The 25,456-nt window shown below is 54.4% G+C and carries 23 protein-coding genes; 14 read left to right on the top strand and 9 right to left on the bottom strand.

Translation table 11 applies throughout. The features are described 5' to 3' along the window. Positions 1–33: 33 nt before the first annotated feature. Both AUQ41_RS14125 and AUQ41_RS14120 read right to left on the bottom strand, forming a co-directional pair. Positions 34–801, bottom strand: a complete 768-nt coding sequence (locus AUQ41_RS14125) for a ComF family protein (protein WP_063088948.1) — start codon at positions 799–801, stop codon at positions 34–36. Between the two features lie 60 nt (positions 802–861). Then, positions 862–1,773, bottom strand: a complete 912-nt coding sequence (locus tag AUQ41_RS14120) for a LysR substrate-binding domain-containing protein (protein WP_063088947.1) — start codon at positions 1,771–1,773, stop codon at positions 862–864. A 131-nt stretch (positions 1,774–1,904) separates the two neighbouring features. Here AUQ41_RS14120 and AUQ41_RS14115 point away from each other — a divergent pair, with 131 nt between their 5' ends. The 3 genes from AUQ41_RS14115 (at position 1,905) to AUQ41_RS14105 (ending at position 5,738) form a co-directional block, all read left to right on the top strand. After that, complete coding sequence (locus AUQ41_RS14115) at positions 1,905–2,522, top strand: glutathione S-transferase family protein (RefSeq protein WP_063088946.1); 618 nt, start codon at positions 1,905–1,907, stop codon at positions 2,520–2,522. Positions 2,523–2,635: 113 nt separating this feature from the next. Next, positions 2,636–4,741, top strand: coding sequence for a pyridoxamine 5'-phosphate oxidase family protein (locus AUQ41_RS14110; protein WP_063088945.1), 2,106 nt, complete (start codon positions 2,636–2,638; stop codon positions 4,739–4,741). Between the two features lie 97 nt (positions 4,742–4,838). Further along, positions 4,839–5,738, top strand: coding sequence for a methyltransferase domain-containing protein (locus AUQ41_RS14105; protein ID WP_063088944.1), 900 nt, complete (start codon positions 4,839–4,841; stop codon positions 5,736–5,738). Between the two features lie 18 nt (positions 5,739–5,756). On the opposite strand, the gene AUQ41_RS14100 is transcribed toward AUQ41_RS14105, so the two are convergent. Continuing rightward, on the bottom strand, positions 5,757–5,975 hold the full coding sequence (locus AUQ41_RS14100; protein WP_063088943.1) for a DUF6500 family protein: 219 nt from the start codon (positions 5,973–5,975) through the stop codon (positions 5,757–5,759). 126 nt (positions 5,976–6,101) lie between these two features. Here AUQ41_RS14100 and sfsA point away from each other — a divergent pair, with 126 nt between their 5' ends. From sfsA to radC, 3 genes are all read left to right on the top strand, one after another. Continuing rightward, positions 6,102–6,815, top strand: a complete 714-nt coding sequence (sfsA, locus tag AUQ41_RS14095) for a DNA/RNA nuclease SfsA (protein WP_063088942.1) — start codon at positions 6,102–6,104, stop codon at positions 6,813–6,815. A 110-nt stretch (positions 6,816–6,925) separates the two neighbouring features. Next, the gene (gene map / locus AUQ41_RS14090; protein WP_063088941.1) at positions 6,926–7,732 is read left to right on the top strand and encodes a type I methionyl aminopeptidase; all 807 of its coding nucleotides are present in this window, start codon (positions 6,926–6,928) and stop codon (positions 7,730–7,732) included. A 26-nt stretch (positions 7,733–7,758) separates the two neighbouring features. After that, a complete protein-coding gene (gene radC, locus AUQ41_RS14085; protein WP_198155638.1) occupies positions 7,759–8,601 on the top strand; it encodes a DNA repair protein RadC in 843 nt (280 codons plus the stop codon). Positions 8,602–8,613: 12 nt separating this feature from the next. On the opposite strand, the gene AUQ41_RS14080 is transcribed toward radC, so the two are convergent. Both AUQ41_RS14080 and AUQ41_RS14075 read right to left on the bottom strand, forming a co-directional pair. After that, positions 8,614–9,438: a MipA/OmpV family protein gene (locus AUQ41_RS14080; protein WP_063088940.1), complete on the bottom strand. Its 825-nt coding sequence runs from the start codon at positions 9,436–9,438 to the stop codon at positions 8,614–8,616. A 168-nt stretch (positions 9,439–9,606) separates the two neighbouring features. Further along, positions 9,607–10,821 carry a helix-turn-helix domain-containing protein gene (locus tag AUQ41_RS14075; protein ID WP_063088939.1) on the bottom strand — a complete coding sequence of 405 codons (1,215 nt, stop codon included), beginning with the start codon at positions 10,819–10,821 and terminating at the stop codon, positions 9,607–9,609. A gap of 690 nt (positions 10,822–11,511) precedes the next feature. On the opposite strand from AUQ41_RS14075, the gene AUQ41_RS14070 reads away from it, so the two are divergent. The 5 genes from AUQ41_RS14070 to AUQ41_RS14050 all read left to right on the top strand — a co-directional run bounded on the left by AUQ41_RS14070 (position 11,512) and on the right by AUQ41_RS14050 (position 17,060). Then, a complete protein-coding gene (locus tag AUQ41_RS14070) occupies positions 11,512–13,146 on the top strand; it encodes a peptide ABC transporter substrate-binding protein (protein WP_063088938.1) in 1,635 nt (544 codons plus the stop codon). 78 nt (positions 13,147–13,224) lie between these two features. Next, a complete protein-coding gene (gene oppB, locus AUQ41_RS14065; RefSeq protein ID WP_063088937.1) occupies positions 13,225–14,148 on the top strand; it encodes an oligopeptide ABC transporter permease OppB in 924 nt (307 codons plus the stop codon). 2 nt (positions 14,149–14,150) lie between these two features. After that, a complete protein-coding gene (gene oppC, locus AUQ41_RS14060; RefSeq protein ID WP_120224564.1) occupies positions 14,151–15,056 on the top strand; it encodes an oligopeptide ABC transporter permease OppC in 906 nt (301 codons plus the stop codon). A gap of 19 nt (positions 15,057–15,075) precedes the next feature. Continuing rightward, entirely contained in the window at positions 15,076–16,050 is a 975-nt protein-coding gene (locus AUQ41_RS14055; RefSeq protein ID WP_063088936.1) for an ABC transporter ATP-binding protein, read from the top strand. Continuing rightward, positions 16,047–17,060 carry an ABC transporter ATP-binding protein gene (locus tag AUQ41_RS14050; RefSeq protein WP_281491871.1) on the top strand — a complete coding sequence of 338 codons (1,014 nt, stop codon included), beginning with the start codon at positions 16,047–16,049 and terminating at the stop codon, positions 17,058–17,060. Before AUQ41_RS14055 ends, AUQ41_RS14050 begins: the two co-directional genes overlap by 4 nt. Positions 17,061–17,146: 86 nt before the next feature. On the opposite strand, the gene AUQ41_RS14045 is transcribed toward AUQ41_RS14050, so the two are convergent. Continuing rightward, positions 17,147–18,907, bottom strand: a complete 1,761-nt coding sequence (locus tag AUQ41_RS14045; protein ID WP_063088935.1) for an HD family phosphohydrolase — start codon at positions 18,905–18,907, stop codon at positions 17,147–17,149. 556 nt (positions 18,908–19,463) lie between these two features. On the opposite strand from AUQ41_RS14045, the gene purB reads away from it, so the two are divergent. Together purB and AUQ41_RS14035 are read left to right on the top strand one after the other, a co-directional pair. Next, entirely contained in the window at positions 19,464–20,774 is a 1,311-nt protein-coding gene (gene purB, locus AUQ41_RS14040; protein WP_063088934.1) for an adenylosuccinate lyase, read from the top strand. 162 nt (positions 20,775–20,936) lie between these two features. Beyond that, on the top strand, positions 20,937–21,557 hold the full coding sequence (locus AUQ41_RS14035; RefSeq protein ID WP_063088933.1) for a YbhB/YbcL family Raf kinase inhibitor-like protein: 621 nt from the start codon (positions 20,937–20,939) through the stop codon (positions 21,555–21,557). 318 nt (positions 21,558–21,875) lie between these two features. Here the strand turns inward: AUQ41_RS14035 and AUQ41_RS14030 are convergent, their stop codons facing one another. Further along, the gene (locus tag AUQ41_RS14030; protein WP_063088932.1) at positions 21,876–22,775 is read right to left on the bottom strand and encodes a LysR substrate-binding domain-containing protein; all 900 of its coding nucleotides are present in this window, start codon (positions 22,773–22,775) and stop codon (positions 21,876–21,878) included. Between the two features lie 99 nt (positions 22,776–22,874). On the opposite strand from AUQ41_RS14030, the gene AUQ41_RS14025 reads away from it, so the two are divergent. Further along, a complete protein-coding gene (locus AUQ41_RS14025; RefSeq protein ID WP_063089039.1) occupies positions 22,875–23,798 on the top strand; it encodes a DMT family transporter in 924 nt (307 codons plus the stop codon). A gap of 51 nt (positions 23,799–23,849) precedes the next feature. Here AUQ41_RS14025 and AUQ41_RS14020 read toward each other — a convergent pair whose 3' ends face one another. Together AUQ41_RS14020 and AUQ41_RS14015 are read right to left on the bottom strand one after the other, a co-directional pair. Continuing rightward, positions 23,850–24,545 carry a CTP synthase gene (locus AUQ41_RS14020; protein WP_063088931.1) on the bottom strand — a complete coding sequence of 232 codons (696 nt, stop codon included), beginning with the start codon at positions 24,543–24,545 and terminating at the stop codon, positions 23,850–23,852. A 122-nt stretch (positions 24,546–24,667) separates the two neighbouring features. Further along, a complete protein-coding gene (locus AUQ41_RS14015; protein ID WP_063088930.1) occupies positions 24,668–25,345 on the bottom strand; it encodes a response regulator transcription factor in 678 nt (225 codons plus the stop codon). Positions 25,346–25,456 lie beyond the last annotated feature (111 nt).

The following is a 25,456-nucleotide window of genomic DNA, read 5'->3' as shown; positions in this document are numbered from 1 at the left end:
ATGACGGCTATATAACAGAAATCTTGCAGCGCGTCATCGCACGACACGTGCAACCGTGATCACAGATACGTGCATAACGCCTGATTGCTTTAACGCCCGAACACAGGCATTGGCCGTCGCCCCGGTTGTCAGAACATCGTCAACCAACACCACCCGCGCCCCGGCAAGATTGCGTTTCTGAGCGCGCGCTTCATCGACAACAAATGCCCCGCCAACTTCGCGTTTGCGTGAAGACGGCCCAAGCCCGCCAAGGCTTCTTGTATTGCGCTGACGGGCCAAAACCAGTCCATCCCAAGGCACGCCTGTCATCTGCGAAAGCTTTGCTGCCAAAAGGCCCGACTGGTTATAGCGCCGTTTCAAAAGCCGTCTTCGATGCAACGGCACCGGCACGATCAGATCGGCCTGATCCCAGATCCCCCTGCCCGCCTGATAAACCCAGCGCGCAAGAAGTGGTGTCAGGTCGCCGCGATCCGCATGTTTGAACCGCAACAGGTATTCACGGCTGTGATCATCATACACCAGCGCCGCCCGTGCCTGATCAAAGGCCGGTTTCTTTTGCAGGCAATTGCCACACAAAATCTGTCCGCTTTCATCAGGATCACCGCCGATGTTACCGCTATCATCAAGTTCGAACGGATAGCCGCAACAGGCACATTGCGGGGCCGTGATAAACCTTAACCCCGCCCAACACGCGGCACAGACCGCATGGGTCGTATCGGTCACATCGCCACAGCCCCCGCAACGCGGTGGTAAAATGGCGTTAACGCCCATGGTTGCGACGGTGCGGACCCATTCGATCATCTGCGATGCTATCCACGATCACCTTAAGGAACCGGCAGCATAACACACGCGGTGATTGAGTTAGCCAAAATCAAATAACGGATTTTTCCGCAAGGTATCCGCCGCCAGATCAATAAACGCCCGGACCTTTGCCGGGGCGTGGCGGCCCTCGGGATGGACCAGATGAATTGGCACAGGATCGGGATCATATTCGTCAAGCACGGCCACCAACCGCCCATCCGCAAGATAGGGGGCCGCCTGATAGGACAGCATGCGCACAATCCCCCAACCATCAAGGGCTGCATTGCGCGCCGCCTCAATCGAATTGGTTTGCCATCTGGCATCCGGGGAAAAGCCGATCTTGCGCCCACCATCCGGGGATCTGAATTGCCAATCAAGCCGCGCAGACGACCCGGTGGTGGCAATGATGCGATGCGCGGCAAGCTCAGACGGGTGTTGCGGCGTTCCGTATTTCTGAAAATACGCTGGTGAAGCGCAAAGGATCTGGCTGACCTGCCCGACCCGCACGGCCGTTAATGATGAGTCGGCCAGATCACCAATGCGCACGGCAAGATCGATGCCTTCCTCGACAATATTGACGATGCGATCAAACAGCAGCAGCCGTGCGTGCATGTCGGGATATTCATCCAGATATGCGCCAACAATCGGGGCGACATGCATCTGTCCGAACTGAACCGGGGCAGTGATGGTCAACATCCCGCTTGGCTTGGCATAGGCCCCACCGGCGGCGGCCTCGACCTCTTTCAGATCGGCCAGCAACCTTTTGCAGTCTGCATAATACCGTGCACCGGCCTCTGTCACCGTGACCGACCGGGTCGTCCGAGTTAAAAGACGTGCGCCTGTCACATCCTCCAGATAGGCGACCGCGCGGGTGACCGCAGGTGGACTTTGACGCAACGCGCGGGCAGCAGCGGCAAAGCTGCGCGCCTCGACCACATGCACAAACACATTCATTGCTTCGAAACGGTCCATCTTGCACCCCGTGATTATTCCACTTATCGGAATACTAAATTTCCAATAAACGGAATTCCATCATTAAATAGAAATAATCACAATATCCTCCGTTTTCGCCCCATGCGAACCAGTAACTCGGAGGATTTTTTATGAAATTGCATTATTTCGCGCTATCGGGACACGCCCATCGCGCCCACCTTTTCCTTAGCCTGCTTGGCATTGATCACGAGCTGGTTCATGTCGACATGGTCAATGGTGAACACAAGTCCTCGGAATTCCTTGAACTGAACCCGTTCGGGCAGGTTCCCGTGCTTGAAGATGGCGATGTTGTTATCGCGGATTCCATCGCAATCATGGTCTATGCCGCCAAAAAGATCGGTGCGACCAGCTGGCTCCCCGAAGATGCAGCCGATCTGGCACAGGTTCAGCGATGGCTTTCGGTTGCAGCGGGTGAAATTGCCTACGGCCCGTGTGCGGCACGTCTGTTGACGTTGTTTGGCGCCAAGTTTGATGCAAACGATGTTATTGCCCGTGCGCATGGCGTTCTGAAACTGATCGATGATCGCCTGTCAAACCGCGACTGGATTGCGCTTGATCATCCGACCGCCGCCGATATCGCGCTTTACAGCTATATCGCCAACGCCCCCGAAGGCAATGTCGCGCTTGATCCCTACACGCATGTCCTTGCATGGCTGAAACGTATTGAAGCACTGCCGGGCTTTGTCCCGTTTGAAACGTCGTCGGTCGGTCTTCGGGCGGCTTCGTGATGATATGGGCCGGTCGTTGATCCCTGCGCGTAGCGCGCAAGAACTTCAAGCGCACCGGCCCCACCGGATTTGCCACGCCTCGATACCGTCTTACCAACGGACAGGAGCACGAGATGAACACGGCCAACACCGCAACACCCACGCCAGTGATGCCCCCAAAAGACCGTGAGGCCTGGCACCAAGGTGAAATCGAGATGCAGGAACGGGTCGGTGTTCGCCAACAAATGGCGGATGTCGGAAAACGTGTTCTGCGTGATCACCTGATCGATCAACATCGCCAGTTTTATCCGCAACTGCCCTTTGCCGTGTTCGGAACTGTCGACGAGAACGATGATGTCTGGGCGACCTTGCGCGCCAATCATCCCGGATTCCTGTCGGCATCTGATCCCTATCACCTGTCCGTCAATTTGCCGCGCGACGCCGATGACCCCGCCGATGCCGGGATGGGCGACGGCAACCCGATTGGTATGATCGGCATCGAATTGCATACGCGCCGCCGCAACCGACTAAATGGACGCATTACCGCACAGACCGATACGAAATTTGACATTCGGGTTGGACACAGTTTTGGCAACTGCCCGCAATATATTCGTCTGCGCGATTTCGAATTTGTCCGCGACCCGATGTCTGCACCGACATCCAAACCCGAAACATCCGGCGAACTTGATGACCGGGCGCGAAACCTGATTGCACAGGCCGATACCTTTTTCGTTGCGACCTATGTTGATCGTGACGGCGGGCATCGCGAAGTTGATGCATCCCATCGTGGTGGCAAACCGGGCTTTGTTCATGTTGATGCCGATGGCACGCTGACAATTCCTGACTTCGCCGGAAACCAGTTTTTCAATACGCTGGGCAATATCCTGTGCAATCCCAAGGCGGGGCTTGTCTTTACCGATTTTGCGACCGGTGATGTCTTGCAAATTACCGGTGATGCAGAAGTCATCACCGAAGGCCCGGAAATTAGTGCTTTCAAGGGTGCCGAACGGCTGTGGCGTGTTTTCCCGCGCAAAACAGTCTGGCGGGCATCGGCATTGCCAATCCGCTGGCGCCCGCAGGAAGAAGGCATGTCCCCCAATAGCCTTCTGACCGGGGACTGGGAAAGTGCGGAGAAGAAGCTCGCCGCGATGAGCGCCGCACAACAATGGCGTTCGTTCAAAGTGGCGCGGATTACAGAAGAAAACCATCTGATCAAATCCTTCCACCTCGAACCGGCTGATCAGGGTGGCTTGGTGTCATTCAACCCCGGTCAGCATTTGCCAATCCGGGTGAACGTGGCGGGCCATGCCAAACCGTTGATCCGAACCTATACACTTTCCAGCGCACCGTCAGATGCGCACTATCGCATCAGTGTCAAACGCGAAGGCTTGGTATCCGGCCATCTTCATGAAAACCTGAATGTTGGCGATACCCTTGAGGCACGCGCCCCTGCTGGTGATTTTTCCCTGCTGCCGGATATCAAACGGCCGATGGTTTTAATGGCAGGCGGAATTGGCATCACGCCCATGATGTCGATGATGCGCCTTGCGGTTTACGAGGGATTGCGCACACGCAATTTCCGCCAGATCTGGCTGTTTTATGCAGCACGGAGCATTGCTGACCGTGCCTTTGATGCGGAAATTGTCGAACTGGTCAAAGCCGCCCAGGGCAACATCCGGATCATCCGGGTTCTTGGTGATCCCGATGGCGCGACACCGCGCAAGGATTACGAAGCATCGGGCCATATTGACATGAACGTGTTGCGGGCCGTTTTGCCGTTTGACGATTTTGACTTCTACCTGTGCGGCCCGCCGCCCTTCATGCAAGGCCTTTATGACGGGCTGCGCGGGCTGAACATCGCCGACAAGCGCATTCACGCAGAGGCATTTGGCCCCGCGTCATTAACCCGCAGCCGGGATAGCGATGACGACGTTCCCGAATTGCCCCGCGCAAGCAGCAAGCCCACCAAGGTCGTATTTGCCCAATCAAACCGGTCGGCCGTGTGGCAACCGGATGCAAACAAGATGTTGCTTGAACTGGCCGAGGATGCCGGTCTCACGCCAGAGGCAAGTTGTCGGGGTGGGAATTGCGGCACATGTCGCACCAAAATCACCCAGGGCAGGGTTACCTATAAAAACCGGCCCAGCGCAAAAGTCGGCCCGGACGAAGCGTTGATCTGTTGCGCTGTCCCTGCCGAACCGGAAGATGGCGAACCAACGCCACTGGTTCTGTCGATATAGGCTGAATGGATTTCAGGTTCTTCGATTGCAAGGGCGGGATCAAAGCTCTATCTAGATCGTAACTTTTACAACGATTTTAGCCGGAGCTTCCCGCCCCATGGCCGATCCGATCACCGTCTTTGATCGAGACATCCTGAAACTGCGCCGCGACCGGGCGGCGACCAAGGCACAGGATTATAATTTCCTGTTTGCTGAAACGGCCGAACGCCTTGCCGATCGCCTTGATGATACCACGCGCACATTTCCGCTGGCGGTCGATCTTGGCTGTCACAGCGGAGAGTTGGGCCAGATCATTGGCCCGCGCGGCGGCATCGAAACGCTGTATCAGTCCGATATTTCGCGGGGCTATGCCACGGTCGCACAGGCCAATAACGGCAAAGGCACGCTGGTCGCGGATGAGGAATTCCTGCCCTTTGCCGAAGGATCGCTTGATCTGATCCTGTCCAACTTGTCACTTCATTGGGTCAATGACCTGCCCGGTATGTTGCTTCAGGCCCGTCGCGCCCTGAAACCCGACGGGTTATTTCTGGCTTGCCTGCTCGGCGGTGAGACGCTCAAGGACTTGCGCGAAGCCCTGATGACGGCGGAGGCGGAGGAAGAAGGCGGCGTGTCCCCGCGTGTATCGCCCTTTGTCGATGTGAAGGATGCCGGGGCACTTTTACAGCGCAGTGGCTTTGCCCTGCCGGTGGTCGATGCCGATGATATCTATATCGATTATCCGGACGCGCTGAAACTGATGCGCGATCTTTCGGGAATGGGTGAAAGCAACCTGATTGCCAAACGATCGAAGAAATTCACCAAACGCAGCACGCTTGCGCGGGCGGCAGCGATTTATCACGAACGCCATGCCCGCCCTGATGGCCGCATCCATGCCAAGTTTCAGGTGATCTATCTGACCGCCTGGGCACCCGATGAAAGCCAGCCCAAACCGCTGCGCCGTGGAACGGGTCAGGTCAGTCTGGTTGATTTCCTCGGTGATGACGCGAAAAAGCAATAAAGCTGGATCAAGCCGGGATCACTTCCAGGCTAAGACCATCTCGCGGATTTTGGTCGCCTTTTCGAAGTGATCAAGTTCGTGGGTTTTGATCCACCAGGTGGCGGCCTCCATCAGTGTTTCCGGGTTATCATTGCGATTGGCAAAGAAAGCATAGAATGACAGGCCGACTTCCGGCCCCTTTTGCGCGATTCTCCGATCGCAAACGGCAATGATTTTATCGCGCAGGCTTTGACGCATGATGGCTCCGTGAAAGGGTTGTGGCTGCAAGGGGTTGATGTATGACCTGTTTGCCGCGAAATTGGCAGTCTGATAACGCCCATCACATGACAGTTTCTGTCAGGATAGAATTCCCGAAAGGTCGACATGCAACTTCCCCACCCCCTGATCCACGGTAAGCTGATCAAACGGTACAAACGGTTTCTCGCCGATGTCGAACTTGATAATGGCGAAATGATCACGGCCCATTGTGCCAATCCGGGCGGGATGATCGGGCTGAAGGAGCCGGGGATTGATGTCTGGCTGTCGCAATCAGACAATCCGAAACGCAAACTGAAATATAGTTGGGAGCTTTGCCAGATCGGCGATGCGTGGGTCGGCATCAATACCGCGCACCCGAATGCCATTGTCGAGGAAGCGATCCTTGCCGGGAAAATTCCCGAACTGGCGGGCTATGAAAGCCTCAAGCGCGAGGTCAAATACGGCAAAAATTCGCGGATCGACATATTGCTGTCTGATCCAAAGCGCGGTCTTTGTTATGTCGAGGTCAAGAACGTCCATCTTAAACGTGACCAGGATGTTCCGGGCCTTGCAGAATTCCCCGATGCCGTCACCGCACGCGGGGCAAAGCATCTGGATGAAATGGCCGATATGGTTGCAGAAGGTCATCGGGCGGTGATGTTTTATCTGATCCAGCGCACCGATTGTGACCGCTTTACCTTGGCCACCGACATTGACCCGCATTACGGTGAACGGTTCAAGGCTGCGCGTGCCAACGGGGTTGAGGCGATTGCCTATGATTGTTCGATTGATACGAGTGCGGTGACGGTGCGCGACACATTACCGATCACCGGCTTATAAGCATCAAACCCCGCGCATATCAGCCAATCCTTGCCAATTCTGGCCGGTGGCTTTATGTCATTGGGCTATAAAACAAATAGACATCTAGCCGAGTTTAAGGAGATTTTCGGGTGGCGAACGGAACAGTTAAAATTCACGGCCCCGAAGCATTTGAAGGCATGCGCGCCGCTGGCAAGCTGGCAGCAGAAGTGCTTGATATGATTACCCCGCATGTGGTTCCGGGTGTCACCACGGGTGAACTGGATCGCCTGTGTGATGAATATATCCGCGATCACAATGCGATCTCGGCCTGCCTTGGCTATCGCGGTTTTCCGAAATCGACCTGTACCTCAATCAACCATGTGGTCTGCCATGGTATTCCAGGCGACAAGAAACTCGCCAATGGCGACATCATGAATATCGATGTCACCGTCATCCTTGATGGCTGGTATGGCGATACATCGCGCATGTATATTGCAGGCACGCCCAAAGTCATGGCGCAGCGTCTTGTCGATGTTACCTATGAAGCGCTTTGGCGTGGGATCAATGCCGTCAAACCGGGGGCAACCCTTGGCGATATCGGCCATGCCATTCAGTCCTATGCCGAAAGCGAACGTTTTTCGGTGGTGCGTGATTTCTGCGGTCACGGGCTTGGGCAGGTGTTCCATGATGCGCCAAATATCCTGCATTACGGCAAGCCGGGCGAAGGTCTGGTGCTTGAGCCCGGCATGATCTTTACGATTGAGCCGATGATCAACCAGGGAACCTATGCGTGTAAAATTTTGCCCGATGGCTGGACAGCCGTGACGCGAGACCGCAAACTGTCTGCACAGTTTGAACATTCACTCGGCGTGACGGATGACGGGTTTGAAATCTTTACCCGATCCCCGGCCGGCCTGGAAAAGCCGCCCTACGATCTCAGCAAAGCTGCCGAGTAACGGGCACCTAACAAGGGGAAGCAGATTTGAGCGAAAAACAGGATCGCAAAGCTGCTTCCACTCCTGCCCATCAGACCTCATCAGAAATTGATGATGGCACGCGGGTCTTTTTCGATCAGGCCCGGACAGTGCATGTATCGGGCACGCTTGGCGCATCCGGCACCGACGCAGCGGACGCCGAAAAATCCAAATCCGCAAAACCCCATTATCACGGCCATCGCCAACGGCTGCGGGATCGGTTTATCAAGGGGGGTGCCACCGCCCTTGCCGATTACGAGTTGCTTGAACTGATGCTGTGCATGGCCATGCCGCGGGGCGACGTCAAACCGCTGGCGAAATCCCTGATCGCGCAATTTGGCAGCTTTGCCAATGTTCTGGCCGCCCGCCCCGAAGACCTTAAAACCGCAAAGGGACTTGGCGAAGCCGGAATTGCCGCCATCAAGATTGCCGAGGCAAGTGCCCTGCATCTGTCACGCGAACGGGCGATGGAATTGCCGGTCATCGCCAGCTGGGAACAGCTGATTGATTATTGCCGGGCCCGGATCGGGCACCTTAAGAACGAGGAGCTGCATCTGCTGTTTCTCGATCGCAAGAACCGGCTGATTGCCGATGAATGCCATCAACGCGGCACCGTCGATCACACCCCGGTTTACCCGCGCGAAGTCATCAAGCGCGCACTTGAACTGCATGCCTCCGCGCTCATTCTGGTGCACAACCATCCAAGCGGCGATGCCACCCCGTCAAAGGGTGACATCGACATGACCCGCAAGATCGTTGATGCGGCCAAGGCGATGGAGATCACCGTGCATGATCACATCATCATCAGCCGGGCGGGATATAATTCATTCAAGACGCTGGGCCTGATTTAACCCGGCTTCTGGTCAGAAGTTATAGACCAGCACCAGACCGGCACTGAGCACATAGTCCTCATCAATGATCGGACTGTCGGTATATTCATCAAGCAGGAATTTAACGTCAGTGGTCCCGACGACGGCAAAACTTTCGGTCACCGGATAGGTCACACTGAAATCAAGATGCGGGATAAAGGTGGCGTCGGGGGCATAGAAGCCACGATCACTGCGAACTTCATTGCGACGTACGCCAACATTGTAATCGACCAGCTCTTCGCTTTGCCAGGTCACACCACCGCCGACATTGAAGCTGAATTTTTCGTATTCGGTCGGCAGATAATAGGCAACATCCACCTCATGCCCGCCATAGGCATCATTGAGATCGGTCTGATAGCTTGCCTGAAGCTCCCCGTGCCAGAGACGCAAAGATCCGCCGATACCGGCTTCGTATGCCATATCGCGTTCTTCAAGCCCGTTGAGATAGCTTGAGTCACCCGGATCAAATGGCTCCATCCGAAGGCCACCAATGACCGAGATGCTGGCAAAATCATTCATCCAGACTTTGGCATCAATGCCGTCAATACCGATATGAAGGCGTTCGGCATCATAGGCCAATACCGGAAGCGCATCCAAATCGGTACTATCAGCCCCGCGATAGGGATTGCTGCTGATCTGGCCGAAGGCACCGATCTGCCAATTGCCGCCAAGCCAGGGTTTAAGTGCATCTTCGGTCTGCGGATTTACCTGTTCGCGGATGATTTCCCTTTGTCCAGGCGTTGCAGTCTGGGCGTGTGCGCTGCTGGCAAACATGATGATGATGGCTGCCGTACAGATGCCAAGTCCGCCCAGCACCATTGCGTCCCCTAAACGACGAGAACAAAAATGCGATACCATAATGTCTAAACATCCCAATTGTGTTGTTGATGTCGCGACATTGCCCGAGCGTGCGAAGGAAGGCGTCCGGCTTTATAGCCTTGTACTTACAATCCGTGCCAAACAGGTACGAATGCGCATTCATACGCCTTAACTATTTGATTTTGAAAAATTTTTCTGACGATAGATACTTGGTGTATGGCCGGTGATTTTCTTGAAAGCCTGATTGAAGGTCGATTTCGAATTGAAGCCGACCTCGGTTGCGATATCGAGGATCGTGCGATTTGGTTCCTCGATCAGCAGGCGAGAAGCCTCATCAACCCGGACTTCGTTAACGAAATCAAAGAAGCTTTTACCCAGATGCTGGTTCAAGACAAAGGAAAGCTGATTGGGCGTTGCCCCGACAGCAGAAGCCAGTTTGGGCATCGTAAGCAAGGGATCAAGCATCACATCGCGGTCTGCGACGATCCTTGCAAGGCGGGTGCGAATACGGTCGATACCGGGGTCATCAACAATTGCACGCAACATCGGGGTCTGTTGGGCGTCGGTCCCTTGGCCGGTTTCCTGACGTTCAGGCAGATTGTCCTGGGCGCCGTCTTCGGTTTCCGCTTGCACAAAGATCGCCGGGTTCTGCGCGATAACCTGACACATGCGGAAGAAAACAACCACAAACCCCACCTTGACACCAAGCGACAGCCATTCCGCGTGAAAGACAAACAGATCCAGCAAATTGGTCAGGGTGAAGACGGTAAACAGCACCGTCATCCCGACAAGAAGCTCGATAATCCAGCGACGCATTCGTTCACTGTCGGCCTGGAGCTGCCAATCAGCTTGTCGCAAATAACGCCGCGCGAGCCGCCATATCCCCGTCATGTAACCGACAAAGGACACGCAAAACAGGATGACAATCGCCAGGAGAACCAAATTGGCAAGCCCTTGCGATGAAAACGCGATCTGCAATCCGACATCACGCACATGATCCTGATTGGCGACCATCCGCGTACTTTTTAGGTAAACCATAAGCCCGATCGCTGCGGTCACCGGGATTAATACCAGAAAATGCCGGTAGGGCCGGGAAACCGGACTGCCGGAAACTTCCCGGAAATACAAATATATCGACGGGATAAAGGCAAAAAAGAATGGCGCAAAAACCGGCACAAGATACAGGTTCACAATCGGGCTGATGAACGGGTCGAACGTATCGTCGATAAAACTCATACCGACCGAAAATCCGAACACCATGAGCCAGCGATTGGCGCGAAAAGAACGCTTTCCTTCGTCCATCAACAGGACAATCAGGAAAATCGCCTGCGATACGCCAAGAACCGAAACGATCAGAAAAAGAATGTCGAATGTTTCAATCATTCCTGCGCCTTCAGTGGCGGTTTCTGTTGGTGGGATATGCTTGGCCGAGCAGAACGCAAGGGCGGCAACGAACTCTAGGGAAATACGCGACTATCAGGCACGCTGCAACCAAGACTTACTTGAAGGGACTCAGCAACATGGGTGCAGGCACTTCGATCTGACCAACCCGATTTGCGCAATATCGCCTTGATCGCACTGTTCTTCACGCACTTATTTCCACCCATCTTCTTGGTAGGTTCCGGGCGTTCGTAAAATCGCGATCAGATCGCCACCAGGCCTGCAAAAGAGTTCCCTTTCAAATATCAGCTGTTGTCAAATCCGCCCTGTGACCGCCATATGGGCCGGGTTTCTTGCGATTCGGTCGCATCTTGCAATGTGCGAGGCGGTCGAATGTGAAAGTCGCCAGCGCAGACCACCACTTTTGCGCGATCATCCACCGAAACCATACCGTCCTGGCGGTTTTCGGACGATTGGTATTAAGAATGCCAAACACCGTAATAAATTCGACATAAACCGTAATGTGCACAACAATTAACGATTGAAAACGTTTTCCTGCGCAAACATTAATCTATCTGCCCCGTTGTGTAGAATCTGCCTTGCAGTAAGCGCATACCCGGATCAGTATTTTCACGTACGTACTTTCTGGGAGGTACGTAACGAAAAATCAAAATGACAAGGGAGACATTTTAGATGTCAGACAACGCGATGACTGCAAAAGGTCTCGTGAACGGGTTGCTAAAATCCTCACGTGCTTTTGTGTTGGGTACCGCCTTGATTGCCGGTTCGATGACGATGCTGTCGACCAGCCAGGCGCAGGCCGAGAAGATCCTGCGAATTGGTAACGACGGCGAACCGCAGTCAATGGATCCACATTTCATCTCTACCATTCAGACCAGCCGTATCTCCGATGATATGTCGCTGGGTCTTCTGACATATGGCCCGGATGGCCAACCGGTTCCCGGTGCGGCCGAAAGCTGGACCGTTTCCGAAGACGGGATGACTTACACCTTCAAGATCCGCGACCATAACTGGTCGGATGGCACCCCGGTTACGGCACAGGACTTTATCGCCGGCTGGGAACGTCTTCTTGATCCGGCACTGGGTGCGGAATACGCATCCCTGCTTTACATCATCGAAGGTGCCGAGGAAGTTAACACTGGCAAGGATGGCGCGAAACTCGCAGCCAAGGCCATTGATGACCATACCCTTGAAGTCAAACTGACCGCACCTGCCCCCTACTTCCTAGCACAGCTGACCCACCAGACCGCTTTCGCCATTCCGCGTCATGTCGTTGAAAAATACGGCAAGGATTGGGTAAAGCCGGAAAATATCGTTGTGAACGGTGCCTACAAACTTGTCGAATGGGTCCCAAACGTTCACACCAAACTGGTCAAGAACGAAGAATTCTATGACGCTGCAAACGTTCCGATCGACGAGGTGATCTATTACACCTACGAAGATCGCACGGCGATGCAGAACCGTTTCCGTGCCGAAGAACTGGACGTTGCGCGCGACATCGCATCCGAACAGATTTCCTGGCTGCGTGACAATTTGGCCGACAGCCTGCGCATCGCGCCCTATGCCGGCATCTATTACTACGCCGTGCGTAGCGACAAAGAGAAATTCCAGGATCCGAACGTCCGCAAGGCACTGTCGCTTGCGATCAACCGCGAAGCAATCACCGACGCGGTTCTGAAAACCGGCGAACTTCCGGCTTATTCCTTTGTTCCGCCGGGAACCGGTAACTATACCGAGCCTGCATATGTTTCCTGGAAAGACCTTTCGTATGGTGACAAGGTCGCTGAAGCCAAGAAACTGATGGAAGCAGCCGGTTATACCGCTGAAAACCCGCTTAAATTCACGCTGCGTTACAACACATCTGAAAACCACAAACGCATCGCGATTGCGGTTCAGAACATGTGGAAACAGATCGGCGTCGATGCAGAGCTGTTTAACACCGAAGGTAAAATCCACTATGCCGACCTGAAGGTTGGTGACTTTGAAGTCGCCCGTGCCGGCTGGATTGCCGATTACAACGATGCCCAGAACTTCCTGTTCCTCGGTGAAGAGCGCACCGGTCCGCTGAACTATGCAGCGTTTGATAACCCGCGCTACAACGAATTGATGCTGGCTGCCGAGAATGAAGGCGACCTGAAAAAGCGTGCCGAACTGATGCATAGCGCAGAAGCCATCATGATGGAGGCACAGCCCTACATCCCGATTTACTACTATGTCTCGAAACAGCTGGTCTCACCAAAGATCAAGGGCTGGATCGACAACGCCCCGGATCGTCACCTGACCCGCTGGCTCGACATCGCCGAGTAAATCCTGCCTTCGTGTCGCAGGCTGTGTGGTGTTCCTCCCGCCCGCAGCCTGTGACCACCCCGACGGGGATGAGAGAAAATGTTATCTTACGCCATTCGGCGCCTGCTGATCGCGATCCCGACATTGTTCATCGTGATCACAGTCGCATTCTTCATGATGCGTATCGCACCGGGCGGGCCGTTCGATCAGGAACGCGCATTACCGCCGGAAATCGAAAAGAACATCAAGGCTGCCTATGACCTTGATAAGCCGCTGGTCGAACAATACGCGATCTATATCGGCAAGCTTTTCCAGGGCGATTTCGGACCATCAATTAAAATCCGCGACTTTTCCGTTGCCGAACTGATCATGGCAGGCGCCCCTGCCTCGATGCAGCTGGGCTTGAGTGCGATTGCCATTGCGCTTGTGTTTGGCGTCGCGTTTGGCACCTATGCCGCCATTCGACAAAACAGCGCGGTTGATTTCGTTGTCATGGGTGTTGCGATGATTGGCATCGCCATTCCGAACTTTGTCATGGCGCCGTTATTGTCGCTGGTATTTGGGCTTTATCTGTCGATCCTGCCGACCGCTGGCTGGGGAGACGGGGAACTTGAATATAAAATCCTTCCGATCATCGCACTTGCCCTACCCCAGATTGCCTATATCGCACGTCTGACACGTGGGTCGATGGTCGAAGTTCTGCATTCGAATTACATCCGAACCGCACGCGCCAAGGGCCTTCGCGAGACGCTTGTCGTCAATCGCCACGCCATCAAGGGCGCACTGTTACCGGTTGTTTCCTATCTTGGTCCGGCAACGGCGGCCGTCATGACCGGCTCGGTCGTAATCGAAAGCATCTTTGGCGTGCCCGGTATCGGCACCTATTTCATCAAGGCAGCACTGAACCGCGACTACCCGCTCGTGATGGGGGTGGTGATTGTCTATGCGGTGATGATCATTCTGCTGAACTTCCTGGTCGATATGATTTACGGCCTTCTTGATCCCAAACTGAAGTCACGCTGATAATGAACAAATCTGAAAAAACAGCTCTGCTGCAATCAGCCGGCGCGGCCGAAGAGATCGAAGGTCGCAGCCTGTGGCGCGATGCCCGTATCCGGTTATTCCGCAACAAGGCGGCTGTCGGCTCCATGATCATTCTGGGCATTATTACGTTACTCGCGATCTTTGCCCCGCTTCTAAGCCCGTATGCCTATGACCAGATCGACTGGGGCTATATCCAGGAAGGTCCGAACTGGGAAAACGGCCATATCTTTGGCACCGATGGCAATGGCCGCGATCTGTTTATCCGGGTGCTTTATGGCGCGCGGGTATCGCTTGCGGTCGGGCTTCTCGCCACCACGGTTTCGCTGATCATCGGCGTTACCTATGGCGCAGTTGCCGGATATTTTGGCGGTAAGATCGACAGCATCATGATGCGGTTTGTCGATGTGCTTTATTCCCTGCCCTTCATGTTCTTTGTCATCATGTTGATGGTGGTATTTGGCCGAAACATCTTCCTGATCTTTGTCGCCCTTGGCGCGGTTGAATGGTTGACCATGGCACGTATTGTCCGCGGTCAGACATTGTCGCTACGTCGGCGCGAATTTATCGAAGCGGCCCACGCAACGGGTGTTTCGAACTTCAAGATCATTTTCCGCCACATCATTCCCAACGTGCTGGGCCCAGTCATTGTCTATATGACGCTGACCATTCCGCAAGTCATCCTGACCGAAAGCTTCCTGTCCTTCCTTGGACTGGGCGTACAGGAGCCGCTGACAAGTTGGGGCGTTCTGATTTCCGAAGGGGCCAAGGTGATCGAGGCATCGACATGGATGCTGATCTATCCGGCTGTGTTCCTGGCACTCACCCTGTTCTGTTTTAACTTCATCGGTGACGGTCTGCGCGATGCGCTTGATCCGAAAGACAGGTAAGGGAGGGCAAGGAAAAACCATGACCACAAATCATATTCTGACTGTCGAAAACCTGACCACGCGCTTTCAGACCCCGGATGGCGAGGTCGAGGCCGTCAATAACGTCAATTTCCATATCGATCCGGGCGAAACGCTTGGTGTTGTCGGGGAGTCCGGATCCGGCAAGACACAGATTTTCCTGTCACTGATGGGATTGCTTGCCAAAAATGGTGCATCCACCGGGTCTGTCCGATACAAGGACACGGAAATCCTCAATCTGAAGCCCCGCGAATTGAACAAAATTCGCGGTGTGTCGATGTCGATGATCTTTCAGGATCCGATGACATCACTGAACCCGTTTCTGAAAATCTCCCGGCAGATGACGGAAGTTCTGGTCGAACATCGTGGCATGTCTGAAAGCGATGCCTTGGCGCGCGCAATCACCATGCTTGATCGTGTCGGAATTCCCGGCGCGGCCCAGCGCGTTCACATGTATCCGCATGAGTTTTCAGGGGGCATGCGCCAGCGCGTCATGATCGCCATGGCACTATTATGTGACCCGGAAGTTCTGATTGCCGATGAACCGACCACCGCCCTTGATGTGACGGTGCAGGCACAGATCCTTGATCTATTGCGCGATCTGCAAACGGACTTCAACACAGCCACCGTCATGATCACCCATGATCTGGGCGTGGTGGCCGGTCTTTGTGACCGGGTGATGGTGATGTATGGCGGGCGTGTTGTCGAAACCGGATCGGTTCGCGACATCTATTACGACAGTCATCATCCCTATACCGAAGGCCTTTTGAAATCGATGCCCCGGATTGATCGCGCCGATGAGGAAAGCCTGTTTGCCATTCCCGGCCAACCGCCCAACTTGCAGAACCTTCCAAAAGGCTGCGCCTATCAGGAACGTTGCGAATATGTGTTTGATCGCTGCTGTGCGGAACGCCCGCTTCTGAGGGAATTTGGCAATGGCCGGGCCAGCGCCTGTTTCCGGGAGGATGACAAATGAGCGTGATGAACAAATCCGCTAAAAAAGACGCTTCGCCAATCCTGTCGGTCCGCGATCTCAAGGTTCATTTCCCGATCCCGTCCAAGGGGTTGTTTTCCCCTGACCGGCAACTCAAGGCCGTGGATGGCGTCAATTTCGATCTTTATCCCGGCGAGACACTTGGTGTTGTCGGGGAGTCCGGCTGTGGCAAATCCACGCTTGGCCGTGCGATCCTGCAATTGATCCCGCCAACCGATGGTCAGGTTGCCTGGCTTGGCAAGAACATTGTCGGCGCCCCACATCGTGACATGCAGCCATTGCGCCGGGACCTGCAGATCATTTTTCAGGATCCGTTGGCCAGCCTGAACCCGCGCATGAAGATTGGCGAAATCATTGCAGAACCGCTGGTCACCCATAAGCCGGAACTCGGCAAGGAAGAGATCAAGGCACGGGTCAAACGCATGATGGCGCGCGTTGGCCTGTTGCCGCAAATGATCAACCGGTATCCGCATGAGTTTTCCGGTGGTCAGTGCCAGCGCATCGGCATTGCACGCGCGATGATCCTGGAACCCAAACTGATTGTCTGTGACGAACCCGTTTCGGCGCTTGATGTTTCCATTCAGGCCCAGATCGTCAATCTGTTGCAGGAATTGCAGCGTGAATTTGACTTGTCGCTGATTTTCATCAGCCACGACCTGTCGATTGTGCGCCACATCTGTCACCGCATCATGGTGCTCTATCTTGGCAATGTCGCCGAACTTGCGGACCGTGACAGCATCTATGCCGCACCACGACACCCCTATACCAAGGCCCTGATTTCCGCCGTTCCAATCCCCGATCCCGAGATCGAACGCAACAAGGAACGCATTGTTCTGACTGGTGATTTGCCAAGCCCGCTGTCTCCGCCATCAGGATGCGTGTTCCGGACCCGCTGCCCGTTTGCCAAGGATAAATGCGCACAGGAACCACCGGTACTGGAACGCGTTTCCGAAACTCAGGAAGTCGCCTGTCACTTCCATGACAGCATCTAAGTAAGAAGCCCTCATAAAATTGCACCCTGAACTTGCCGGACCGTCCTTGTGACGGTCCTTTTTTTGATCCGTGTGCGGAAAGCTGTCTAGTCAGGATTGGAGACGATGAACTGTGCGATATCGACTTCGTCGCGCTGGTCTTCACGCAAATACTTGCGCCCGTAATCCTGATAGGTACCGCTTGTCAGGAAAAGCTCGAACAAGTCGCTGTCGATCTGCCCCTTGTCACGCATATCGGCCAGGATCGAGATACATTCAGATAATGTCTTCGGCCGTTTATAGGGGCGATCCACCGCTGTTAGCGCCTCAAAGACATCGGCGATCACCATGACCTTTTCGAGGATGCCCATATCATCGCCCGTCAGACCACGCGGATACCCGGACCCGTCCATTTTTTCGTGATGATTTCCGGCAATATCGGGAATACGTTGGAGTTCCTTGGGATATGGCAGCTGGGCAAGCATATCCTGGGTAATGACAACATGATCGTTGATCACCTGACGTTCTTCCGATGTCAGGGTGCCGTGCGGGATCGACAGGTTATAAAGTTCGCCCCGGTTAAAACCATTATAGATGTCGGTTTCGCGATCCATCAGAAGCTTTTCAGTGCCGGTTGCGCGCAGCTCAGCGAGTTTCGCATCATCAAGGCGCTGTTGTTCCGACCAGGACAAGCCGATGGTGCGATCAAAATACCGCGTCCATTCCTGCTCTGCGATGTCATGCAGGGCAAAGATGGTGTCGGTATCAAGTTCGGTATCACCAATATTGGCATCCGCCACCATGGCAAACTGGGTTTCAAGTTCGGTCACCCGGCGGGCAAAATCGGCCTCGCACTGAAGTGCGTCCTCGCCATCAAGCTTGCGTTTAAGCATCTCGATTTCGGCGTCACGACGCAGGACTTCAAAGCGCGTTCGGACTTCGTGAATACGGTTATGGATGGTTTCAAGCTTGGTGGCTTTTTCCATGACATGATCAGGGGTGACGATCTTGCCGCAATCATGAAGCCAGGCCGACAGGTCAAGCTCGTACCATTCCATATCAGTCAGATAGAAATTGGAAAATGTGCCATCCCGGTCATCCACAGCCGCCTGCGCCAGCATGCGGGCTATGATCGGCACCCGCGAACAGTGGCCTGCGGTGTGCGGCGATTTGGCATCAATCGCCTGACCCAGCACACGGACGAAACTTTCCATCAGGTCGCGCTGTGCCACCAGCAACCGGCTGTTTTCAATGGCAACCGCCGCCTGACTTGCGAGCGCATTGATGATTGGTTCAATCGCGGGATCAAAGGAAATCACATTGCCCGCATCGTCCCGCGCATTGATCAGCTGCAATACGCCGATCACAACGCCGCTGGTGTTTTTAAGCGGAACGGTCAGGAAGGATTTCGACCGATACCCAGTTTTGGCATCAAATGCCCGGGTGCCGGTAAAATCAAATCCCTCGGCACTATAGGCGTCATCAATATTGATCGCCTTGCCCGTCAGCGCGACATAGGTCGCGATATTGGCGTAGTTCGGGCGGCCTTCGTCGTCATAAAGTGGCAAGGGTGGGAATGGTTTCTCGGTTTCGCGGCCCGAGACAAAGAACGTCTCAAGCGTATCATTGACCATGATCCGGAAATGAAGTTCGCTTTCGTCCTGATTGACGACATAAAGCGATCCGCCATCGGCGTTGGTGAAGTTGCGCGCGGCCATCAGGATTTTCTGGTTAAGCTCTTCGCGCCCCTGCTGTGCCGACAGGGCGATACCCAGTTCAACCAGTTCCGCCAGATAGTTTGCGTCTGTATTGCGGACCTGTGTCACATCTTTCTGATGATTGTTGGCCCCGTCGCGTTCACGCGCCATAAAAATTCTGCCCACTTCGCATTCGGATTAACCGCGTCGTCGAAGATACATCCTGCCTGCTTACAGGATATATTCTCAATAAGTTGCTATTTTTCTAACATTAGGGTCAGGAAAGACCAATTTGGTTCGAATGGTCGCTGAGATTTGTGCGGATACGCGAAGCGAAACCGCCGAAAGATCTGCATCTTTCAAGGTTTTGCGACAAAGTAGGCCGTGCAAATCTCAGCGATCCGGAGGACAGAGTTTATATTTGCGATCTCCCGCGTCAAACCCCTTGCGCGGGATGCCAACCCGCTCGGCGGGCTTTTCCTTGGATTTCACAAATATAAACTCTGCCATTCCAATCAAATTGGTCTTTCTTGACCCTAAACAAGTTTCTCGGTGGTAAAATCACCTCACAATCCTGCCATACCCGTCTGCAGGGTTGCCAATTTGCCCGGAATGGACTATCCGACCCCGTGAAAGCGTGCCGGCGCCGTGATCGTGCAATCAACTACGCATTCCGATCATCGAGATCTATTTCCGGCACCCAACCATCTTGCCCGGAGGCGACCGCATGATCCCCCGTTATTCCCGTCCGCAGATGACATCCATCTGGGAACCGGCGAACAAGTTCCGTATCTGGTTCGAAATCGAAGCCCACGCTGCTGACAAACTGGCTGAACTGGGTGTTATCCCGGCTGAGTCGGCCAAGCTTGTCTGGGAAAAAGGCGACAAGCCTTATACCCAGGATCGCATCGACCGCATTGATGCCGTCGAAGCCGAAGTCAAACACGATGTGATCGCGTTTCTGACCGAACTGGCCGAACAGGTTGGCGAAGAAGCCCGTTTCGTTCATCAGGGCATGACCAGCTCGGACGTTCTTGATACCTGCTTTAACGTGCAGCTTGCCCAGGCAACCGACATCCTGCTTGAAGATATGGACAAGCTTTTGGCAGCGCTTAAAAAGCGCGCCTATGAAACCAAAGATGTCCCTTGCATGGGTCGTTCGCACGGCATCCACGCAGAGCCGGTGACCTTTGGTCTGAAGCTTGCGACCTTCTATGCGGAATTCAAACGTAACCGTGATCGCCTTGTTGCCGCACGTGAGGAAATCGCGACCTGCGCAATTTCCGGCGCGGTTGGCACATTCGCCAATATCGATCCGAGTGTTGAAGAACACGTTGCCGCCAAGCTTGGCCTGAAACCGGAACCGGTTTCGACCCAGGTGATCCCGCGCGACCGTCATGCCGCCTATTTCGCAGCCCTTGGTGTGATTGCATCGTCGATCGAACATCTGGCAACCGAAATCCGTCACCTGCAGCGTACCGAAGTTCGCGAAGTTGAGGAATTCTTCTCCAAGGGGCAGAAAGGCTCCTCGGCGATGCCGCACAAGCGTAACCCGGTTCTGACCGAAAACCTGACTGGCCTTGCCCGTCTGGTGCGTTCAATGGCGATCCCGGCAATGGAAAACGTTGCCCTGTGGCACGAGCGCGACATTTCGCACAGCTCGGTCGAACGTAACATCGGCCCGGATGCGACCGTCACACTCGACTTCGCCCTGATGCGTCTGACCAACGTTGTTGAAAACCTTGTTGTCTATCCGGAACGCATGGACGAGATCCTGAACCAGATGGGTGGTCTGGTCTTCTCGCAGCGTGTTCTGCTGACCTTGACCCAATATGGCGTTTCGCGCGAAGATTCGTATCGCATCGTTCAGCGTAACGCGATGAAGGTCTGGAACCGCGAAGGCGATCTTTTGTCGCTTCTGAAAACCGACGAAGACGTTACCAACCGCATTCCGATGGACAAGCTCGAAGCGCTGTTTGACCTTGGCTACCACACCAAGCATGTCGACACGATCTTTGCCCGTGTCTTTGCGGACTAAGCAAAATACCAAAGCCTGCTTCAAAGCCCCGGCCCTATGGCCGGGGCTTTTTCGTTGTAACGTGCGGCAATACCGGCCTTTGACATTGCGCATCATTGATGCTGAGCTATATCGAACACAGCCAACACATCAAAAAATGTCAATTACAGGAAAGGCATAGCAATGAAACTGAGCATCAAAGGATGGGAAGACGGTGCGCCGATCCCGGCCAAGTTCGCGTTCGGTAAAATTCCGGCAGAGGGCCGGTTTGAAACATCGGACAATATCAGTCCCGCCATTTCCTGGAGCGACATTCCCGAAGGCACCAAATCCTTCGCCCTGATCTGCCATGACCCGGATGTCCCGTCATCGGGCGAGGACGTCAATATCGAAGGCAAGGAAGTCCCGGCAAGCCTGCCGCGTGTTGATTTCTACCACTGGGTTCTGGTCAATATCCCGGCCAGCATCACCAAGCTTGAAGAAGGTGTCGCGTCCAATGGTGTCACGCCAAAGGGCAAGATGCCCGGTACCAAGCCATATGGCACGGCGGGCCTGAACAACTATACCGACTGGTTTGCGGGCGATACCGATATGGGCGGTGATTACGGCGACTATGACGGCCCCTGCCCGCCATGGAATGATTCGATCATTCACCACTATCATTTCACGGTCTATGCGCTTGATACCGACAAGATCGACCTGCCAGAACCCTTTACCGGCCCGGATGCGCTTGCCGCGATCGAGGGCCATGTCCTTGGCAAGGCAAGCTACATGGGCACCTACACCATGAACCGCGATCTGTAATCCGCGCCGTACTGCTTTAGGCTCAGGACCTGTTAATTTGGTTTGAATGGTTCACCGTATTTGTGCGGATACGCGGAGCAAAACCGCAGGAAGATTTACATCTTTCAAGGCTTTGCGACAAAGTAGCCCGTGTAAATACGGTTAATCCGAAGGACAGAGGTTATATTTGCAAACTCCTGCGTCAAATCCCTTGGCCGGGATACCAGCCCGCCCTTCGGGCTTTTCCTTGGATTTCACAAATATAACCTCTGCCATTCAAATCAAATTAACAGGTCCTGAGCCTAACAACCCCGGTCGAAATCTTTCGGCCGGGGTTTGTTATTTGATGCCAAGGTCGCTGGCTTCTGCCAACAGCCAGTCGCGGAATTCCCTGACCGGTGCACGCAGATCACGGTTCTTGGGCCAAACCAGATAATAGCCTGACGGCACTTTGACGACCTGATCCGGAAACAGGTGGATCAGCTTGCCTTCCGAAATGTCTTCTTCGGCCAGAAGCGGGTTGGCCAGAACGACGCCCTGCCCATGAATTGCCGCCTCAATCGCCATGGATGTTTGATCAATTTCCACGCGCTTTATTGCGCGAATGTCGGGCGCCGTCAGGGTTGAAAACCGGCCCAGCCATTCTTCCCACCAGGGATGCAGGATATCATTCAGCAGCGTCGCCTGCGCAAGGTCATCGGGGCGATCCAGTCCCAACCTGTCGCGATAGGACGGTGCGCAAAAGGCCGCCGCCTGCCCCTGATACAGCAAGATGGTTTCGAGACCTTCATCGGCGCCATCGAAATAGCGCACCGCCAGATCGACCGGATCATGATCAAAATCCAAAAGCACCGACGATGATCCGACATGAAGCGAGGTTTCAGGATGGGCGATCAGAAAACGCGACATCCGTTTGGAGAACCATTTTGCCGCGAAGCTTGGCGGCATAACGAACCGCACCGCATGATTTGACTGGTCGCGCAATTGATGGCTGGCATCGCGGATCTGCTGCAAGGCCGGGGCAATGCGTGCAGCATAAGCCAGACCATCCGCCGTCGGCGTGATCTGACGGACCGTGCGCGTGAACAGTTCAACGCCAAGCCAGTCTTCAAGCTTGCGGATTTGCTGCCCCACCGCACCGGGCGTGACATTCAATTCATCCGCCGCCAGCGCAAAGCCTTTCAGGCGCATCGATGCCTCGAACGCTGGCAGTGATTTAAGCGGTGGATATGATCCCATAATGCAGTTTTTCTATTTCATTATCCAGATAGTATGATTTGTGAAAAATACCGGGAATTTAGACAATGGGCCATGATTTTTCCAAACTGGTCCGCCACCATGAAAAACAAAGCCTATATCGTGTTCGGGTTTTTGGCCCTTGCCTGGGGCATGACGTTTCTGTTTAACAAAAGCGCCAGCACCCTGATCACCCCGACACAGATTGCCGCCGTTCGCGTGTTTATGGGGTTCCTGCCGGTTTTTGCCGCAGCCCTGATCGGGCGAAAACTTAAATGGCGGCATTTGCGCTTTACCCACCATTTTATCGTGATGTCTGTTCTGGCTGGCAGTCTTTACTATTTCAGCTTTGCCAAGGGCATTCAGCTTTTGCCATCCAGCCTTGCCGGAATGCTGAGCGGTGCCATTCCAATGATTTCCTTTATCACCGCGGCGGCCTTTTTACGCGATGAGCCTGTCAATCGTCGCTCGCTTCTTGGATTGGGGGTTGGCTTTATCGGGGTCGCGATGATTGCGCGGCCCTGGGACGCAAGCGTTTCGGCAAGCGATCTTGCCGGGGTTGGCTATATCGGACTTGGGTCCCTCTGCGTTGGCCTGTCCTTTGTCTATGCCCGCCGGTTCCTGAGCCCGCTTGGTATTTCGCCCCTTGCGCTTTGCACCTATCAATTGGGCGTTGCCGCGCTGACATTGCTGGTTACCACCGACTTTGACGGCGCCAGCGCGATCTTCGACAATGGCTGGATCGCCCTTGGCCTGTTCTTTGGGCTTGGCCTGTTTGGCACCGGCTTTGCGTATTTGTGCTATTACTTCGTTGTTGAAACTCTTGGTGCGGTCAAAGCAGCAAGCGTGACCTATATCCCGCCGATTATCGCCGTTCTGACCGGCTCGCTGATTTTGGGGGAAAGCGTTCAACTGCTTGATCTGATTGCACTGGTGGCAATTCTGACCGGGGTTGTCGTGATGCAATCGGGACGCACCCCACCGCTGCAACGCTGCCTGCCAAATCTGCCACCACAGCAAAGCTGATAAATCAGTCCCCCGCACACATCACGTGTGCAGGGGACCTTCAAAAGCTTGTTAGCCCGCCGCGGCACGGACGAATGCATTGATCAATGGGTGGTCTTCACCACGCAGTGCGGCACGTTCGGGCTGAAACGCGGTTCCAATAAAGAACGGATGACCGCGAAGCTCAACCGCGCGCGGATCCCGATCCTGATCCCAGGCCACAATCCGAAGATCGCGCCCATCAAGCAGATGGGCATATTCCGGGTTAAACCCGAATGAGCAGCGATAGGTTTCTGTCAAATGCGCGGTGCCACAGACATCGCGAATTAGACTGTTTTCCAAAAGGTCGATCCCACCATCCTGATCAATCAACGCACAGCTAAGCGGCGCGATCAGGGGCAATGAAGCATCCGGGTCGATTTCCGCATTTGCCGCATCAGCAAGACCAAGAACATTACGGGCATATTCCAGGATCGCGTGCTGATACCCGCCACAGGTTCCCAGAAAAGCAATCTGGTTTTCACGGGCACGCCGAATGGCAGCAAGCGCACCGTCAAAGCTTTGATACGGGCTGGCAGGCACGCACCAGATCCCGTTGTAACCATCAAGGATTTTGGCATCTGGGCAATCAATGTCGGATGTCGCGACCCAGTCAAATGTGACAGTGATACCAAGATTTTCGGCTGCCAAGTCCAGGGCCTTCGGGATGGCCTGATGGGCGGTGACGTTCGGGTTGTAATCGCCGACAAGTGCGATGGTGACGGTCATATCTATTTCCTCGTTTAGTTTTCAATGACGAGGGAGAAAAGCCGGTTCAGGCAACAAAAAACGGCCCGTGAAATCACGAGCCGGGATTTGAGCGCCAAACTGAGCTGCCTTTGTCGAACCTACTACAAAGTTCCGGACCGCGCCATATCTTCAAGAGCCATTTTCACGGCCTGCGCACGGTTCGAGACGTTCAGTTTGCGATAGATGTTTTTTAGATGGTACTTCACGGTGATTTCGCGCAGATCAAGGTGACGGGCAATGTCCTTATTCGGACGTCCTTCTGACAGCAGTGCAAGAACTTCACGTTCACGCGGTGTCAGACGGCCAAAATCACCCTCGCTGCCAAAGCCACCGCCAAGGCGACCTTCGCCATCACCCCCACCTGACATGTTGTCATTCATGTCGTTCAGAATTGACGACGGCAGGTATTTGTCACCAGCAAGAACCAGCTGCACAGCATTTGCCAAGGCCTGCCCACGCAGGGTCTTGGGAATAAAGCCATGCGCGCCGGCCTCAAGCGCCTTGCGGACATCTTCACTTCGATATGCGCCAGAAAGCAGAACTACAAAGGTCGAATCTGCCACCTTCTCCAAGGTGCGCTTCAAACCTTCAAGTCCATTCATCCCCGGCATGCGCAGATCAAGCAGCACCAGATCGAATGTATTATTGGCTGCTATCAGCTCGAGTGCGGGGTCCAATGCCCCTGCTTCGGCCACTTCACAGTCATCGAAATACTGTTGGAACAGTAGCGAGATTGCCTCACGAACAAGATCGTGATCGTCCGCCAAAAGGATACGCAATGCTGTCGCCTTTCATCTACCTAATCGGCTCCTTCACCTACCTGCGAAGGATACCACACCAAAAGGTTGCACCTACTCAATTTTTCGGTCTGGGGAGCTCAGGATACGTAA

The sequence above is a fragment of the Thalassospira sp. MCCC 1A02898 genome, from assembly GCF_001618185.1.
In the GTDB taxonomy this organism is placed as follows: domain Bacteria; phylum Pseudomonadota; class Alphaproteobacteria; order Rhodospirillales; family Thalassospiraceae; genus Thalassospira; species Thalassospira tepidiphila.
This window is presented reverse-complemented; position numbering and strand designations above follow the sequence as displayed.

Excerpts from the sequence above, each read along its gene's own strand:
- oppC (WP_120224564.1), top strand. The coding sequence starts at position 14,151 with ATGAACAAATCTGAAAAAACAGCTCTGCTGCAATCAGCCGGCGCGGCC.
- AUQ41_RS14045 (WP_063088935.1), bottom strand. The coding sequence starts at position 18,907 with ATGGCGCGTGAACGCGACGGGGCCAACAATCATCAGAAAGATGTGACA.
- AUQ41_RS14055 (WP_063088936.1), top strand. The coding sequence starts at position 15,076 with ATGACCACAAATCATATTCTGACTGTCGAAAACCTGACCACGCGCTTT.
- AUQ41_RS14115 (WP_063088946.1), top strand. The coding sequence starts at position 1,905 with ATGAAATTGCATTATTTCGCGCTATCGGGACACGCCCATCGCGCCCAC.
- AUQ41_RS14035 (WP_063088933.1), top strand. The coding sequence starts at position 20,937 with ATGAAACTGAGCATCAAAGGATGGGAAGACGGTGCGCCGATCCCGGCC.
- AUQ41_RS14050 (WP_281491871.1), top strand. The coding sequence starts at position 16,047 with ATGAGCGTGATGAACAAATCCGCTAAAAAAGACGCTTCGCCAATCCTG.
- AUQ41_RS14030 (WP_063088932.1), bottom strand. The coding sequence starts at position 22,775 with ATGGGATCATATCCACCGCTTAAATCACTGCCAGCGTTCGAGGCATCG.
- AUQ41_RS14070 (WP_063088938.1), top strand. The coding sequence starts at position 11,512 with ATGTCAGACAACGCGATGACTGCAAAAGGTCTCGTGAACGGGTTGCTA.
- AUQ41_RS14025 (WP_063089039.1), top strand. The coding sequence starts at position 22,875 with ATGAAAAACAAAGCCTATATCGTGTTCGGGTTTTTGGCCCTTGCCTGG.
- sfsA (WP_063088942.1), top strand. The coding sequence starts at position 6,102 with ATGCAACTTCCCCACCCCCTGATCCACGGTAAGCTGATCAAACGGTAC.
- AUQ41_RS14125 (WP_063088948.1), bottom strand. The coding sequence starts at position 801 with ATGATCGAATGGGTCCGCACCGTCGCAACCATGGGCGTTAACGCCATT.
- purB (WP_063088934.1), top strand. The coding sequence starts at position 19,464 with ATGATCCCCCGTTATTCCCGTCCGCAGATGACATCCATCTGGGAACCG.
- AUQ41_RS14075 (WP_063088939.1), bottom strand. The coding sequence starts at position 10,821 with ATGATTGAAACATTCGACATTCTTTTTCTGATCGTTTCGGTTCTTGGC.
- oppB (WP_063088937.1), top strand. The coding sequence starts at position 13,225 with ATGTTATCTTACGCCATTCGGCGCCTGCTGATCGCGATCCCGACATTG.
- AUQ41_RS14080 (WP_063088940.1), bottom strand. The coding sequence starts at position 9,438 with ATGGTGCTGGGCGGACTTGGCATCTGTACGGCAGCCATCATCATCATG.
- AUQ41_RS14020 (WP_063088931.1), bottom strand. The coding sequence starts at position 24,545 with ATGACCGTCACCATCGCACTTGTCGGCGATTACAACCCGAACGTCACC.
- AUQ41_RS14105 (WP_063088944.1), top strand. The coding sequence starts at position 4,839 with ATGGCCGATCCGATCACCGTCTTTGATCGAGACATCCTGAAACTGCGC.
- AUQ41_RS14120 (WP_063088947.1), bottom strand. The coding sequence starts at position 1,773 with ATGGACCGTTTCGAAGCAATGAATGTGTTTGTGCATGTGGTCGAGGCG.
- AUQ41_RS14110 (WP_063088945.1), top strand. The coding sequence starts at position 2,636 with ATGAACACGGCCAACACCGCAACACCCACGCCAGTGATGCCCCCAAAA.
- AUQ41_RS14100 (WP_063088943.1), bottom strand. The coding sequence starts at position 5,975 with ATGCGTCAAAGCCTGCGCGATAAAATCATTGCCGTTTGCGATCGGAGA.